Source organism: Actinomadura sp. 7K534 (genome assembly GCF_004348575.1).
GTDB lineage: Bacteria > Actinomycetota > Actinomycetes > Streptosporangiales > Streptosporangiaceae > Spirillospora > Spirillospora livida.
On record NZ_SMKB01000173.1, the window covers coordinates 1 to 15,283 of the forward strand.

Annotated in this window: 14 protein-coding genes; 9 read left to right on the forward strand and 5 right to left on the reverse strand. The window is 73.8% G+C overall.

Translation table 11 applies throughout. The features are described 5' to 3' along the window. On the forward strand, nt 1-425 hold a 425-nt coding region (locus tag E1266_RS26855; protein ID WP_207945938.1), incomplete at its 5' end, for an alpha-glucosidase C-terminal domain-containing protein. Between the two features lies 1 nt (nt 426). Next, a complete protein-coding gene (locus E1266_RS26860) occupies nt 427-1,875 on the forward strand; it encodes an aminoglycoside phosphotransferase (RefSeq protein WP_347876749.1) in 1,449 nt (482 codons plus the stop codon). Nucleotides 1,876-1,991: 116 nt separating this feature from the next. On the opposite strand, the gene E1266_RS26865 is transcribed toward E1266_RS26860, so the two are convergent. Then, nucleotides 1,992-2,750, reverse strand: coding sequence for a GntR family transcriptional regulator (locus E1266_RS26865; RefSeq protein WP_132051620.1), 759 nt, complete (start codon nt 2,748-2,750; stop codon nt 1,992-1,994). Between the two features lie 210 nt (nt 2,751-2,960). On the opposite strand from E1266_RS26865, the gene E1266_RS26870 reads away from it, so the two are divergent. From E1266_RS26870 to E1266_RS26880, 3 genes are all read left to right on the forward strand, one after another. Further along, nucleotides 2,961-3,179 carry a hypothetical protein gene (locus tag E1266_RS26870; protein ID WP_132051622.1) on the forward strand — a complete coding sequence of 73 codons (219 nt, stop codon included), beginning with the start codon at nt 2,961-2,963 and terminating at the stop codon, nt 3,177-3,179. A 433-nt stretch (nt 3,180-3,612) separates the two neighbouring features. Beyond that, nucleotides 3,613-5,841, forward strand: a complete 2,229-nt coding sequence (gene glgB / locus E1266_RS26875) for a 1,4-alpha-glucan branching protein GlgB (RefSeq protein WP_132051624.1) — start codon at nt 3,613-3,615, stop codon at nt 5,839-5,841. 23 nt (nt 5,842-5,864) lie between these two features. Continuing rightward, nucleotides 5,865-6,245, forward strand: coding sequence for an ACT domain-containing protein (locus E1266_RS26880; RefSeq protein ID WP_132051626.1), 381 nt, complete (start codon nt 5,865-5,867; stop codon nt 6,243-6,245). 40 nt (nt 6,246-6,285) lie between these two features. On the opposite strand, the gene E1266_RS26885 is transcribed toward E1266_RS26880, so the two are convergent. Then, the gene (locus E1266_RS26885; RefSeq protein ID WP_132051628.1) at nt 6,286-7,143 is read right to left on the reverse strand and encodes an NUDIX domain-containing protein; all 858 of its coding nucleotides are present in this window, start codon (nt 7,141-7,143) and stop codon (nt 6,286-6,288) included. 169 nt (nt 7,144-7,312) lie between these two features. On the opposite strand from E1266_RS26885, the gene E1266_RS26890 reads away from it, so the two are divergent. The 4 genes from E1266_RS26890 (at nt 7,313) to E1266_RS26905 (ending at nt 11,595) form a co-directional block, all read left to right on the forward strand. Then, nucleotides 7,313-8,731 carry a serine/threonine-protein kinase gene (locus tag E1266_RS26890; protein WP_165966224.1) on the forward strand — a complete coding sequence of 473 codons (1,419 nt, stop codon included), beginning with the start codon at nt 7,313-7,315 and terminating at the stop codon, nt 8,729-8,731. A gap of 98 nt (nt 8,732-8,829) precedes the next feature. Beyond that, complete coding sequence (locus E1266_RS26895; RefSeq protein WP_243718925.1) at nt 8,830-9,318, forward strand: PaaI family thioesterase; 489 nt, start codon at nt 8,830-8,832, stop codon at nt 9,316-9,318. Between the two features lie 100 nt (nt 9,319-9,418). Further along, complete coding sequence (gene sppA / locus E1266_RS26900) at nt 9,419-11,122, forward strand: signal peptide peptidase SppA (RefSeq protein WP_132051633.1); 1,704 nt, start codon at nt 9,419-9,421, stop codon at nt 11,120-11,122. Continuing rightward, nucleotides 11,107-11,595 carry a flavin reductase family protein gene (locus E1266_RS26905; protein WP_132051635.1) on the forward strand — a complete coding sequence of 163 codons (489 nt, stop codon included), beginning with the start codon at nt 11,107-11,109 and terminating at the stop codon, nt 11,593-11,595. The genes sppA and E1266_RS26905 overlap by 16 nt, the downstream gene beginning before the upstream one ends. Here E1266_RS26905 and hutI read toward each other — a convergent pair. From hutI to E1266_RS26920, 3 genes are all read right to left on the reverse strand, one after another. Continuing rightward, a complete protein-coding gene (gene hutI, locus E1266_RS26910; RefSeq protein WP_243718927.1) occupies nt 11,583-12,809 on the reverse strand; it encodes an imidazolonepropionase in 1,227 nt (408 codons plus the stop codon). The genes E1266_RS26905 and hutI overlap by 13 nt on opposite strands. 71 nt (nt 12,810-12,880) lie before the next feature. Beyond that, entirely contained in the window at nt 12,881-14,236 is a 1,356-nt protein-coding gene (locus tag E1266_RS26915; protein ID WP_132051637.1) for a formimidoylglutamate deiminase, read from the reverse strand. A gap of 10 nt (nt 14,237-14,246) precedes the next feature. Then, a partial coding sequence (locus tag E1266_RS26920; RefSeq protein WP_132051639.1) for an allantoate amidohydrolase occupies nt 14,247-15,283 on the reverse strand: 1,037 nt, incomplete at its 5' end.

A 15,283-nucleotide genomic window follows, 5' to 3' on the forward strand; every position in this document is an offset into this window, starting at 1 on the left:
CCATCTACGGCTACCAAGCCGTCAACGTCGAAGCCCAGGCCAACAACCCCGGATCACTCCTGCACTGGACCCGCAAAATGATCGAGATCCGGCAACGCCACCCCGTCTTCGGCGTCGGCTCCTACGTAGAACTCTCCGCCTCCAACCCCTCCGTCCTCGCCTTCACCCGCGAGATCGGAAACGGCGACACCAACCAGTGGGGCGGCACGGACACCATCCTCTGCGTGAACAACCTGTCCCGGTTCCCGCAGCCGGTGGAACTGGACCTGCGGCGCTTCCGCGGCACCGCCCCGATCGAGTGCATGGGCGGCGTCCAGTTCCCGCCCATCGGCGAGCTGCCGTACCTGCTGACCCTGCCCGGGCACGGCTTCTACTGGTTCCTGCTGCCGCCGCCGCCCGAGGACCCCGACCGGGAGAAGGAGTGATGTGACCGTGCCGCCGCCCGACCACTCCCTCGTCCGGCTTCTCGCCGGCTGGCTGCCAGGCCAGCGGTGGTTCGGCGGCAAGGACGGTCCCATCGACGAACTCTCCATCGGCACCGCCACCGAGCTGATCGCCGGCGATCCCGCGCTGCACCACCTGGTCCTCGACGTCCGGCAGAACGGCGCCACCGACCACTACCAGCTGCTCCTCGGCGCGCGCCGCGAGCTGCCCGAGCGGCTGGAGGCCGGCCTCATCGGGCGGCTGACCGGCGCGGACGGGATCACCGAGCACGTCTACGACGCCGTCCACGACGCGGAGCTCACCCGGGCGCTGCTGACGTACATGGCGAACGAGACGCTGGTCGGACCGCTCCAGTTCCGCCGCGCGCCCGGCACCGGCATCCGCACGGACCTGGACGGCTCGCCCATCGGCGCCGAGCAGAGCAACACCTCGCTGATCTTCGGCGACAGCTACATCTGCAAGCTGTTCCGCCGCCTGTCGCCCGGCGTCAACCCGGACCTGGAGGTCAACCTCGCGCTCTCCCGCGAGGGCTGCGCCCACATCCCCGCCGTGCACGGCTGGATCGAGCTGGAGCCCGGCTCGAACACCGGGTGGGACGCGGCCGGGGACGAGCCCGTCACGCTGGCGCTGCTGTCGGAGTACCTGCGCACCGCGACCGACGGCTGGCAGCTCGCCCTCACCAGCGTCCGCGACTGGTTCGCCCAGCCCGCCCAGCCGGGGGCCGGCCCGGTCGTCACCGCGGAGGGCGCGGCCGCCGTGGGCGGCGACTTCGGCGCGGAGGCCGAGCGGCTCGGCGCGGCGACCGCGCAGGTGCACCGCGACCTGGCCGCCGCGTTCGGGGTGACGCAGGCGCCCGCCTCGGCGCTGCGGGACGCGGTGTTCGCGATGAACGAGCAACTCGACCAGGTCAGCGCCGCCGTGCCCGAGCTCCGCCCGTACGCCGGCGCGATCCGCGCGGTCTTCGACGAGGTCGCCGCGGCGGCGGGGCCGCTGCCCGTCCAGCGCGTGCACGGCGACTACCACCTCGGCCAGGTCCTGCGCACCGACGCCGGCTGGGTGCTGCTGGACTTCGAGGGAGAGCCGGCCCGGACGCCCGCCGAGCGCCGGGCGCCCGCGCACCCGCTGCGGGACGTCGCCGGGATGCTGCGCTCGTTCGAGTACGCGGCCCGGTTCCTGCTCGCCCGGGAAGGCGACCTGCCGGCGGACACGTCCGAGGCGCTGGAGGCCCGCGCGCAGGCGTGGGCGGACCGCAACCGGGCCGCGTTCTGCGCAGGCTACGCCGCGGCCGGCGGGCCGGACCCGGCCGCGCACGCGGCGCTGGTGCGGGCCTTCGAGTTCGACAAGGCCGTCTACGAGATCCGCTACGAGGCGCGCAACCGCCCGACGTGGCTGCCCGTCCCCCTGCGCTCCCTCGCCCGCCTCGCGGGCTGAGCCGCCCGGGCGGTCACAGCGGTCACAGAACGGTGGTCACGGGCCGGTGGTCACGGGCCGGCGGTCACAGGTCGGCGTCACAGGTCGGCGTCACAGGTCGGCGTCACAGGTCGGCGTCACAGGTCGATGGCGTAGTCGAGGACGACGCGGTCGGCGGGCAGCACGATCTCCCGGCAGACCTCCATCACGTCGGCGCGCGACAGCATCCGGCGGGTGATGGCGAGGACCGGCACCCCGCCGGTCATCCGGAGCGTCTCGGCCTCCTCCGGGGTCGGCATGCGGGAGCGGACGGCCTCCTCGACGCGGGTCGGCGGGTGGCCGAGATAGGCCAGCTGCGCGAGCGTCCCCCCGGGCCACGGCTCGCGCGCCGGGTCGGACACGGGCGTGTCCCCGACGAGGTCCCACGGCAGGTAGTTGACGGAGATCTGCTGCGGCTCGCCGCGCGCGTAGAAGACGAACCGGCGGCGCAGCAGCTCGATGCCGGTCGGCCGCTCGAACAGCGCGCCGAGCTCGTCGTCGGCCCGCACGCGGGTGAACTCCCTATCGAGCCGGTACTCCTCCCAGGAGATCTTCTGGTCGCGGGTGAACGTCGTCTCGGGGACCGCCATGGGCCTGGTCACCACGCGGTAGCGGTCCATCGCGACCCTGCGCGCGGGGGGCACGACCCGGACGAGGGTGCCGCCGCCGCGGCGCGTCTCGACCAGTCCCTCGCCGCGGAGCAGCGCGACGGCCTGCCGGACGACGATCTCGGAGACGCCGTGGACCTCGCAGAGCTCCGCGATGGTCGGCAGCCGGGTTCCCGGCGGGAGGCTCCCGTCCCGGATGCCCTCGCGCAGCGTGTCGGCGATGCGCAGGTAGGCGGGTCGGTCCGGCACCGGCGTCACCTCCCCTTCTTCCGGACGCGCCGTCGAGCCGTTCGACTCACTGTTCGACGCGGCGTTCGATCCCGGCTCGTCCTCCCTGCCATCCATACCTTCCGCGCGCTATCCGCGGGGGCATGGTCCGCTTACGGACAGCTTGACACCTCTTGGTACGAGTAAGACTTTTGTATACAGAAGAGCGGCCTCGGGGAAAGGACGACCTTGATGGGCGACTTCGAGGATCTGAAGGCGGCCATCGAGGGGGAGTTTCCGGGTTGGCAGGTGTGGCGCAGCGACGCGGGGCGCTGGTACGCGACGCGCAGCGGCGACCTCAGCGACTCGCAACTGGCGGCGGGATACGCGATGACGGTGGCAGCCGACGACTCCGCGGGGCTGCGCCGGCTGCTGCTCGACCAGACGCGCGAGGAGCGCGGAGGCCCGTGAGGGACGTTGCCGGGGAGCGGCGCGGCCCGGTCCGCGAGCGGGGGCGGACCGGGCCGGGGCGTGCCGGTACGGAAGGTACCTGTGTCGCTGAGGTGACACAGGAATGGAGCCCAGGGCGGTGTGGTCGGTGTCACCGCAGGGGCCAGTCAGACGTGACCGCACGGACGGCGCATTCGGCGCGACCCCCGACGAAGAGTCGCGCCGCCCGTGCGGTCGCACCGTCCTCCGGGACGAGCTCCCGCCCGGCGCGCCGACCCCACCCGCCACCGTCCGCGACCCGCCGTCCGGACCCGCCGTCCGCGGCCGGTCGTCCGCGGCGTGGCCTCGGGAAACGTCAAGCTCGCGGAAACAGGTGCGCCCGCGACGTGAAAGCCGCCGATCTCGGGGCACCCCTACTGGGGTAAATCTCAGTGGGACGGGAGGCCATGAGGTCATGGCACGGGTGACGCGCGCGGAGATCGACCGGCTCGTCGGCGGCGACCACCACGATCCGCACGGCATCCTCGGGGCGCATCCCGGCCGGGACGGCGTGACCGTCCGGGCGCTGCGGCCGCTCGCCGAGCGGGTGGAGGTCGTGCTGCCCGGCGGCGACCGGCATCCGCTCCGGCACGACCACCAAGGACTGTTCACCGGGACGCTGCCGGACGGCTCCTCGCTGGCCGGCGGGGCCGCGGACGAGGCGCCGCTCGCCGTCCCCGACTACCGGCTCGCCGTCACCTACGGGGACGGCGTCGAGACCGTCCAGGACGACCCGTACCGGCACCTGCCGACGCTCGGCGAACTCGACCTGCACCTGATCAGCGAGGGGCGGCACGAGGAGCTGTGGCGGGCGCTCGGCGCGCGGGTCCGCAGCTACGCCTCCGCGTTCGGCACGGTGCACGGGACGGGTTTCGCGGTGTGGGCGCCCACGGCCCGCGGCGTCCGCGTCGTGGGCGACTTCAACCACTGGGACGGGCGCGCGTACCCGATGCGGTCGCTCGGCTCCACCGGCGTCTGGGAACTGTTCATTCCGGACGTGGGCGACGGCATGTGCTACAAGTACGAGATCCTCGGCGCGGACGGCGTGTGGCGCACCAAGGCCGACCCGATGGCCCAGTTCACGGAGCGCCCCCCTGCGACGGCGTCCCGCATCTTCACCTCGTCCTACGAGTGGGGCGACGGCCAGTGGATGGACGGCCGCAAGTACCGCGACTGGTTGCACGAGCCCATGAGCGCGTACGAGGTGCATCTCGGGTCGTGGCGCCCAGGGCTCGGGTACCGGGAGCTGGCCGAAGAGCTGACCGAGTACGTCAAGGACATGGGTTTCACGCACGTGGAGCTGCTCCCCGTCACCGAACACCCGTACGGTCCTTCCTGGGGCTACCAGGTGACGTCGTACTACGCGCCGACCGCGCGCTTCGGGAACCCGGACGACTTCCGGTACCTGGTGGACCGGCTCCACCAGGCCGGCATCGGCGTCCTGATGGACTGGGTGCCCGCCCACTTTCCCAAGGACGAGTGGGCGCTGGCGCGCTTCGACGGCACCGCCCTGTACGAGCACGACGATCCGGCGCGCGGCGAGCACCCCGACTGGGGGACGCTCGTGTTCAACTTCGGGCGCGCCGAAGTCCGCAACTTCCTGGTGGCCAACGCGTCGTACTGGCTGGAGGAGTTCCACATCGACGGGCTGCGCGTGGACGCGGTCGCCTCCATGCTGTACCTGGACTACTCCCGCAACGAGGGCGAGTGGACGCCCAACATCTACGGCGGCCGCGAGAACCTGGAGGCCATCTCGTTCCTCCAGGAGATGAACGCGACGGTCTACAAGCGCAGCCCCGGCGTCGTGACGATCGCCGAGGAGTCGACGGCGTGGCCGGGCGTGACCCGGCCCACCCATCTCGGCGGCCTCGGGTTCGGGTTCAAGTGGAACATGGGCTGGATGCACGACACGCTGGAGTACCTGCGCCACGAGCCAGTGTTCCGGCACTACCACCACAACGAGATCACGTTCTCGCTGGTGTACGCGTTCTCGGAGAACTACGTCCTGCCGCTGTCGCACGACGAGGTCGTCCACGGCAAGGGGTCGCTGCTGAGCAAGATGCCGGGCGACCCCTGGCAGCAGTTCGCCGGGCTGCGCGCCCTGCTCGCCTACATGTGGTCGCACCCCGGCAAGCAGCTCCTGTTCATGGGGCAGGAGTTCGGGCAGGGCGCCGAATGGGCGGAGGAGCGCCCGCTCGACTGGTGGCTGCTGGAGAACGCCTCCGAGGGCGCGCACCACGTGGGGCTGCAGAAGCTCGTCCGCGAGCTCAACCGCGCCTACCAGGCGGAGCCCGCGCTGTGGACGCGCGACAGCGACCACGAGGGGTTCCGCTGGATCGACGGGAACGACGCAGGCGGCAACACGCTGTCCTACCTGCGCTACGGCACGGGCGCGCAGGGCGAGGAGCCGGTGCTGGCGTGCGTCGTCAACTTCGCCGGCAACCCGCATGAGAGCTACCGGGTGGGCCTGCCCCGCGAGGGCGCCTGGCGGGAGGTCGTCAACACCGACGCCTACGAGTACGGCGGCAGCGGCGTCGGGAACCTCGGCCGCGTCGAGGCGACCGCCGAGCCCTGGCACGGCCTGCCCGCGTCCGCGGTGCTGCGCGTCCCGCCCCTGGGCGCGGTGTGGCTGGTACCCGAATAGTCTGACGGGATTAGTCTGGCGGGATGAGCGAAGGCTTTCCCAGGGCGGTCGCGCAGCGCCTGCACGTCGTCCCCGGCCGGTTCGCGGTGGAGCACCTGCCGCACGCCACGTTCCCGGAGGACGACGACTGGATCGCGCTGATCCGCGCCCCCGAGGGACTCACCGTCATCCGGGACGTGCCCGAGTTCGCCGAGGCGGAACGCTGGGCCGGCTTCTACGGCGACGGTGAGGGCGCTCCCCGCGTGCCGGGCACGCCGGCCGAGATCGTGGGGCCGCTCGCCGAGGCCGGCATCCCCCTCTTCGTGGCGTCGACGTACCACGCGGACCTCGTCCTCGTGCCCGACCACCGGCTCAAGGAGGCGGCGGACGTCCTCCGCGACGCCGGTCACCGCGTGGAGCTCTGACCCTGCCGAACTACGAGCCTGCCGCTGCGATCCGGGCCGGCTAGAGCCGGTCGAGGAGCCAGCGCGGGCCGATGACGGAGGCTCCGGCCGCCTCGCAGCGCCTGCGCAGCTCCCGGTCGGCGGTCACCACCAGGTGGGCCGTGTCGGGCCCCGCGTCCTGGACGAGGTCGACGATGCGGTCGTCGCCGCTGCCGGGCGCCGCCTCGACCCGCACCCCGTCGGCCTGCCGGTCGGCGACGCTTCGCGCCGCGCCCTCCACCACCAGGACGACCTCGGGGAAGCAGCGGTCGAACCGGACGAGCCCGTCGGGCACGCCCTCGACGCCCGCGTTCAGCGCCTTGAGGTCGTCGTGGAGCCGCGCGTTCGCGCCGGCGCGGTCCTTCCACCAGCCGTCGGCGCGGGCGCCGACGACGTTCGCCGCGTCCACGACGAGGGTGACGCCCCGCATCGCGTCCCGCAGCCGCGGCCACGACCGCGCGAACGGCTCGAACAGCTTGCGGCCGGTGACGTCCTCGGCGCGGACCCACTCCGCGCGGCGCGTCTCCCTGGACGCCGGGCCGACGCGCGGCAGCTCGCCCAGCGACCCGACCACGGAGGTGAACGACCAGCCGCCGTGGTCCTCGACGCTCGTGCCGTGGACCTGCACCGTGCTCGTGTCGAGCGTGCACTCCTCGGAGGTCTCCCGCAGGGCGCCCGTCACGGGATCCTCGTGGCTGTGCAGCGCGCCGCCGAACATCCCCCACGTCCCGCCGCCGATCCCCCACCACGCGCGCTGCTGCAGCAGCACCCACACCTGCCCGCCGGGGTCGCGGTGGTAGGGCAGCAGGCCCGCGGCACCGAACCGTCCCCAGTGCGTGTGCCCCAGCCCGCAGCCCGCCCAGCCGTCGCCGTCTCCCATGCGTCCGACCATAGCCGTTGGACGATATCCGCCCCGCGATCCTCAGTACGGTTTCGTGCGTCGTATGGGAACGACCGCCGCCGGTCGACACCGGCCGCTCGACACCCGCCGATCAACGTCCCGCCGATCAACGCCCGCCGATCAACGCCCGCCGATGAGGAGCCCACCGATGACCGCCCGCCCCCTCGCCCACGACGATCCGCGCGCGGTGGGCGGTTACCGGCTGACCGGACGCCTCGGCGAAGGCGGCCAGGGCGTCGTCTACCTCGGGGAGGGGCCGTCCGGGGAGCGCGTCGCCGTCAAGATGCTCAAGACCACCGACGCCGCCGCCCGCGGCCGCTTCGCGCGGGAGATGCGGGCCGCCCGGCAGGTCGCCGCGTTCTGCACGGCCGCCGTCCTCGACTCGTCCGCCGACGGCGCGGCGCCCTACGTGGTCAGCGAGTTCATCGACGGGCCGTCCCTGCAGCAGCGCGTCGCGGCGAGCGGGCCGCTGCGCGGCGGCGACCTGGAGCGGCTGGCCGTCAACACGGCGAGCGCGCTGGCGGCGATCCACGGCGCGGGGATCGTCCACCGCGACCTGAAGCCCGCCAACGTCCTGCTCGGCCCGGACGGCCCGCGCGTCGTCGACTTCGGCATCGCCCGCGCCATCGACGCCGCGACCCAGACCCAGCTCGTCGGCACCCCCGCGTACTTCGCGCCCGAGTGGCTGGAAGGGCACCCGCCGACGGACAAGTCGGACGTCTTCGCGTGGGCGGGCACCATCGTGTACGCGGCCACCGGGCATCCGCCGTTCGGCCGGGCCGTGAGCATCCCGGCGACCATGCACCGCATCGCCAACGGCGAACCCGACCTCGCCGGCGTGCCGGCCTCGCTGCTCCCCCTGATCACCGAGTGCCTCGCCAAGGACCCGGCACGGCGCCCGTCCGCCCGCGACCTGATGGTGCGGCTCGTCGACCCGTCCGCCGCGACCAGTCCCGCCCCCGATCCGGGTCCCGGCACGCAACCGCCGCAACCGCCCGCACGCCGGAGGCGACCGCCCGGCAACGGCAGGCCCCGCGGGCGCGTGATCGCGGCAGGCGCCGCCCTCACGGCCGTCGCGGTGGCCGCGACGGCGCTCATCCTGGCGAACATCGGCGATGGAGGCTCGCCCGGCGACCCCTCCGCGAGCGCCTCCGCGAGCGCCTCCGCGAGCGCCTCTGCCGGAACGACGCCGCCCCCGGCGGCGACGGAGGAATCCGAGACCGGCGCCCCGCTGGTGCCCGCGGAGTTCGCCGGCACCTGGACGGGCGAGGTCACCGCGGAGGAGGACCTCGTCCCGGGCAGGAGAAGCACGAGGGTGACGATCGAGCTGGTGACGGGCGACACGGGCGGCAAGGCCGACTACCCGGACTGGGGCTGCCGCGGCACGCTGATCGTGACGCGCGAGTCCGCCTGGTCGATCCAGTTCGAAGAATCCCTGAGGCATCCCCAGGGGAAGCAGGACGTCTGTTACAGCGGCACCCTGATTCTCCGGAAGGAGATGGACGCCCTGGACTACAGGTCCCCGGGGTTCAACGAGATGACGGGCACCCTCCGCAAGGCCGGCTGAACCGCCCGGCCGGGCCGGTGCCGGTGATGAACGGCACAGTTCCCCGGCCCGCGAAACCGAATATCATTCTAAGATTGGCCGTGATCAAGGAGTGTGCGTTGAGCGTCGAGGCGAGCCCGGAGGCCCTGCGGGAGGCCGCCGAAATGTGGAGCACGCTGTCGGGCGTCGAGTTCATCCGGGCGATGCGCGACCGGCGGCTCCCGGAGATCTCCGACATCAGCGACTACATCGGGCAGGTCGTCACGGAAGCCGACCCCGGCCGGGTGGACATCTCCTGGACGCCCGCCGAGAAGCTGTGCAACCCGGGCGGCATCGTCCACGGCGGCTACATCGCGATGATCCTCGACAACGCGGTCTGCCTCGCGGCGAGCAGCACCTGCGACCACTTCCTGCCGATGCTCACGCTCAACCTCAACATCGACTACCTGCGCGGAGTGCGGGCCGGCGAGACGTACACGGTGACCGGGACGTGCGTGCACCCCGGCGCCACCCGCATGGTCAGCAACGCGGTGCTCGCCGGCGCCGACGGCCGCCCGCTGGCGCAGGCGTCGGCGAGCGTCATCCCCAACAGGGCCTTCAAGCGCTAGGGCTTCAAGCGCTAGGGGTTCAAGCGCTAGGGGTTCAAGCGCCAGGGCCGTCGAGCGGCGGCGCGGGAACCCCCGCGGCCGAGCGCATAGGCTTGGGTCCATGGTGGATCCAGGCACAGTCGTCACCCTCATCAAACAGGCCCGCGACCGGCGGACGGCACCGCTGATCCTCGAACTGGACCTCACCGAGGGCATCGTGGAGACCGCGCCGGCCGACCCGGTCTCGGCGCTCCTGTCCATGCGCAGGACGCACCTCCGCGACGTCCTGGACGGGCTGCGCCGCGCCCGCTCCGACAGCCGCGTCCGCGCGCTCGTGGTCAAGGTCGGCGGCGGCATCGGGCTGGCGCTCGTCCAGGAGCTGCGCGAGGCCGTGCAGGAGCTGCGGGAGGCGGGCAAGCTCACCGTCGCGTGGGCCGAGACGTACGGGGAGAGCGGCCGCGGGACCGTCCCCTACTACCTGGCCACCGCCTTCGACAAGATCTACCTCCAGCCCACGGGCGAGGTCGGCCTGGTCGGCATGGCGCTCGAGGAGCCGTTCTTCGCCGGCGCCCTGGAGAAGGCGGGCGTCGAGCCCCGGTTCGCCCAGCGGTACGAGTACAAGACCATGGCGAACACGTTCATGCAGAAGACGTACACCCCGGAGCACGAGGAGTCGTCGAAGCGCCTGGTCGCCTCGCTGACCGAGCAGATCACGGCAGCCGTCGCCGCCGGCCGCGGCCTCCCCGAGGACAAGGTCCGCGACCTCGTGAACCGCGGCCCCTTCCTGTCGGACGAGGCGCTGGAGGAGAAGCTCGTCGACCGCCTCGGGTACCGCGACGAGGTCTACGCCGACCTGCGGAAGGAGTTCGGCGAGGAGACCCAGCTGCGGTACGTCGCCCGCTACAACCGCGCGCACGGCCTGGCGGGCCGACTGCCGCACCCCGGCAAGCAGGACTCCGTCGCGCTGATCAACGGGCACGGCCCGATCCGGCTCGGCCGCAGCGGCCGCGGCGGCCCGCTGCCGGGCTCCGGGCCCGCGATGGGCTCCGACACGATCGGCGCGGCGTTCCGCGCCGCGGTGAAGGACGACGCCGTCAAGGCGATCGTCTTCCGGGTCAGCAGCCCCGGCGGCTCGGCCGTCGCGTCCGACGCGATCTGGCGCGAGGTGGTGCTGGCCCGGCGCGCCGGCAAGCCCGTGATCGTGTCCATGGGCAACGTCGCCGCGTCCGGCGGCTACTACGTGGCGATGGCCGCCGACACGATCGTCGCGCAGCCGGGCACGATCACCGGCTCGATCGGCGTCGTCACCGGGAAGGCGGTGGTGAACGGCCTCCTGGACCGCGTCGGCATCACGTTCGGCAGCGTCGCGGACGGCGACCACGCCCGCATGTCCAGCTCCACGAAGGACTTCAGCGAGTCCGAGTGGGAGCGCGTCAACGCCTCCCTCGACAAGATCTACGACGACTTCACCTCGCGGGTCGCCGAGGGCCGCGGCATGTCCCGCGAGCGCGTCCACGAGCTGGCCCGCGGCCGGGTCTGGACGGGCGCCGACGCCGCCGAGCACGGCCTCGTCGACGAGCTGGGCGGCATCGACCGCGCGCTCGGCCTGGCCCGCAAGAAGGCCGGCCTCGCCGCCGACGCCCCGGTCCGCGTGTACCCGATGTCCTCGCCCCTGGAGCGCCTCCGCCCGCCGGAGTCCAGCGAGGACCGCACCGCCGCCGCGGTCCGCTTCGACGGCTGGGGCTCCCTCGGCGGCCTCGCCGCCCGCCTCGGCCTGCCCGCGGCCGGCCCGCTCACCCTCCCCGGCATGTGGGAGATCCGCTGACCGGCGAGTTCGCCGAGGCGATCGCGGGGTTCGCGACGGGCGTGGTCGTGCTGACCGTCCGGGACGGCCGCGACGACCTCGGCACCACGGTGACGGCGTTCATGTCGGTGTCCCTGGAGCCGCCGATGGTGCTGGCGAGCGTGACGACGTCGTCCTACCTGACGGAGGTCCTGAACCGCCAGGACCGCTGGGCGGCGACCGTGCTCGCGTCGGGCCAGCGCGCCCTGGCGGGGCGCTTCGCGGCGGAGGGCCGCCCCAGCGCCCGGATCCTCCTGGCGAGCGAACCGCATCACCGGGGCGAGCACTCCGAGGCCCTCGTCCCGGAGTCCGGGGTCTCCGCGATGGAGTGCGAGACCCGCCGGAGGGTCGAGGCAGGGGACCACACGCTCTTCATCGCCGAGGTCCTCTCGACGGACTACCTTGCCCGCGACCGGACGCCCCTGGTCAGGGCCAACCGCCGCTACCTCACCTGAACGCCCGCCTGCCACACGGCGGACGTCTGGGGCACGCCGGGGCGGTAGGCGAGGTGGATGTGGGACGGCGCGTCCAGAACGTGGATGTCGGCGCGGGCACCGGGAGCGAGGTGCCCGACGTCGGTGCGGCGCAGGGCCTTCGCGCCGCCCGCCGTCGCGGCCCAGACGGCCTCGGCGGGGGTCATGTTCATGTCGCGGACGGCGACGGCGACGCAGAACGCCATGCTGGAGCTGTAGCAGGAACCGGGGTTGCAGTCTGTGGCCAGGGCGACGGTGGCGCCCGCGTCCAGGAGGCGGCGGGCGTCGGGATAGGGCTGGCGCGTGGAGAACTCGACCCCTGGCAGGAGGGTCGCGACGGTCTCCGAGGACGCGAGGGCGTCGATGTCCGCGTCGCCTAGGAACGTGCAGTGGTCGGCGGACGCGGCGTCCAGTTCGACGGCGAGCTGCACGGCGGGGCCTTGGGTGAGCTGGTTCGCGTGCATGCGCGGAGCCAGGCCCGCCTTGATGCCCGCTTGCAGGACCTCGCGGGCCTGGTCGGCGTCGAACGCGCCCTCCTCGCAGAAGACGTCGACCCAGCGGGCGTGGGGCGCGCACGCCGCCAGCATGTCGGTGGAGGCCAGCCGCGTGTAGGCGGCGGTGTCGCCCTGGTACTCGGCGGGGACGACGTGGGCGCCGAGGTAGGTGACCTCGTCCGTCACCTCCGCGGCGATGCGGACGGCGCGCTCCTCCTGCTCGACGGTGAGGCCGTAGCCCGACTTGCACTCGACGGTCGTCGTGCCCTGCCGCGCCATCTCGGCGATCAGGCGGCGGATGTTCGCGCGGAGGTCGTCGTCGGACGCGGCACGGGTCCGCTCGACGGTCGTGCGGATGCCGCCCGCGGCGTACTTGCGGCCGCTCATCCGGGCCGCGAACTCCTCGGCGCGCTCACCGGCGAAGACGAGGTGGGCGTGGGAGTCGACGAAGCCGGGCAGGACGGCGCGGCCGCCGGCGTCGAAGGACGCGTCGGCGGCCGGGGCGTCGCCGGACGGGCCGGTCCAGGCGACCCGGCCGTCCTCGATCACCAGCGCCGCGTCGCGGACGATGCCCAGCTCGCCACCCGGTCCGCCGCCCGCGGCGGGGTCGTTGGTGACGAGTTCCCCGATGTTCGCGATGACGGTGCTCTCGCTGCTCTCGGTGCTCGCGATGACGGTGCTCTCGGTGCTCTCGCTGCTCACCCGGGCAGGATCTCACGCGCCGCCGGAGCTCAGGACGGCCTGGCGGGCGCGGCCGCCCGCGGGGCGCCGGGTCACTCCTCCTCGGGCGCCGTGACGGCCTCGATCGCGGCCGCTAGGGCCGCGGGCACGTCGTCGACCAGCAGGTGACGGCCGTCGTGGACGATCTGCCGCCCGGAGACGACCACGTGCCGGACGTCGGCGGCGGTCGCGGCGAACACGGCGGCCTCGGCCGCGTGGCCGGGGCCGGCCCCGGCCGTCCGGACCGAGCCGAGGTCCACGGTGACGAGGTCGGCGTACGCGCCGGGCTCCAGCCGTCCCGCCTCCGGCCAGCCGAGCCCCGAGTGGCCGTTGCAGGTGGCGGCGGCGAGCAGCTCCCCGGCGGTCCAGTGGCCGCGGACGCGGGTGCGGAGCCGCTCGTCCAGCTCGACCGCGCGGGCCTCCTCGAACAGGTCGATGACGGCGTGCTGGTCGGAGCCCAGGCAGATCGGCGCGCCGGCGTTCGCCAGGTCGCGGGCGGGGCCGATCCCGTCGGCGAGGTCCCGTTCGGTGGTGGGGCACATGCACACGCCGGTCATGGTCGTGCCGAGGAGGCCGATGTCCTCTTCGGTGAGGTGCGTCGCGTGGACGGCCGTGGTGAGCGCGCCCAGCGCCCCCGCCTCGGCCAGGACGCGGGTGGGCGTCATGCCGTAGGCGTCCATCGACGCCTCGTTCTCGGCGGGCTGCTCCGACAGGTGGACGTGCAGCGGCGCCCGGCGCTCCCTGGCCCAGGACGCGACGGCCCGCAGCTGCTCCCGGGGCACGGCGCGAACGGAGTGGATCGCCGCCCCGACCCGGGCGTGCAGGCGGCCCGCCTTGTCCGTCCCCTCGTAGAGGCTGTCGACGCGGCGCGCCCAGTTGCCGGCGGTGCCGTCGCCGAACCGGAGCTGGGCGCCCTCCAGCGGGCGGCCGATGCCGCCGGTGAGGTAGCAGGTGTCCAGGAGGGTGATCCGGATGCCCGCGTCGGACGCGGCGGCGATCAGCGCCTCGCCCATCGCGTTCGGCTCGTCGTAGGGGGTGCCGCCCGGCCCGTGGTGCAGGTAGTGGAACTCGCCGACGCAGCTGATCCCGGCGAGGGCCATCTCGGCGAACACGGCGGCGGCGAGGGCGCGGTAGGACCCCGGGTCGAGCCGTTCGGCGACCCGGTACATCTGCTCGCGCCAGGTCCAGAAGGTCCCGGTCTGCGCCTGGGCGCGGGAGCGGAGCGCGCGGTGAAAGGCGTGGGAGTGGGCGTTGGCGAGGCCCGGCAGGGTCAGGCCGGGCAGCCGCATCGCGTCCGGAGGGGCCGGGACGCCCGCGGCGACGCGGGTGATGCGTTCGGCGCCGGCCTCGACGAGGACGTCGGCCGCCACCCCGTCCCCGAGCCAGGCGAACTGGGCGTGCCACTGCATGACCGGATACCTACCCGCGCGCGAGGTCGTCCAGTACCGCGGTGAGGGCATCGACTCCGGCGAGGCAGTCCGCCGGCTCGGCGAACTCCGCGGGCGCGTGCGACACCCCGGTCGGGTTGCGGACGAACAGCATCGCCGTCGGCACCCGCGCCGACAGGACGCCCGCGTCGTGGCCCGCGCCGGTCGGCAGCACCGGCGGCCCGCCGAGGGTCGCGGCGATCCGGTCGCGGAGCGCGAGGTTGAAGTCGACGATCTCGGTGTAGGACTCCTCGGCGAGGTCGACGCTCACCCGGTGCGGGCGCGCGGCGACCCGCGCGGCCTCGTCGACCTCCGCCACGGTGCGCCGGACCGCCTTGTCCTCCGGTCCGCGGGCGTCGAGCCAGGCGGTCACGGACGAGGCGATCGCGTTCACGCCGCCCGGCACGACGCGGACCTTGCCCACGGTCGCGACCGCCCCGTTCCGCTCGGCCGCCTCCCGCGCCGCGAGCACCATGCCGGCGAACGGCAGCATCGGGTCGCGCCGGTCGGGCAGCGCGGTCGTCCCGGCGTGGTCGCCCTCCCCGCGGAAGTCGAACCGCCACCGGCCGTGCGGGACGATCGCGCTCGCGACGCCGACCGGCTCCCCCCGCCCGGCCGACCACAGCGCGCGGCCCTGCTCGACGTGGAGTTCGACGAAGCAGCCGATCCTGCCGAGGAGGTCCTCGTCGGGGCCGATCGCGTCCGGGTCGAGGCCGGCGTTGTGCAGGACCTCGGCGAACGTGTGCCCGTCGCCGTCGGTGAGGGCCCGCGCCCGCGCCGGGTCGATCGCGCCGGTCAGCAGCCGCGACCCGAGGCACGCCACCCCGAACCGGGCGCCCTCCTCCTCGGCGAACGCCGCGACGCCGATCGGCCGCGCCGGGGCGGCGCCGCGCTCCCGGAGGCGGTCGATCGCCGCGAACGCCGACACGATGCCGAGCGGCCCGTCGAACGCGCCGCCGCCGGGCACCGAGTCCAGGTGGCTCCCGGTGAGTACGGCGTCCCCGCGCGACCCGTCCCCCGGCCCGTCCC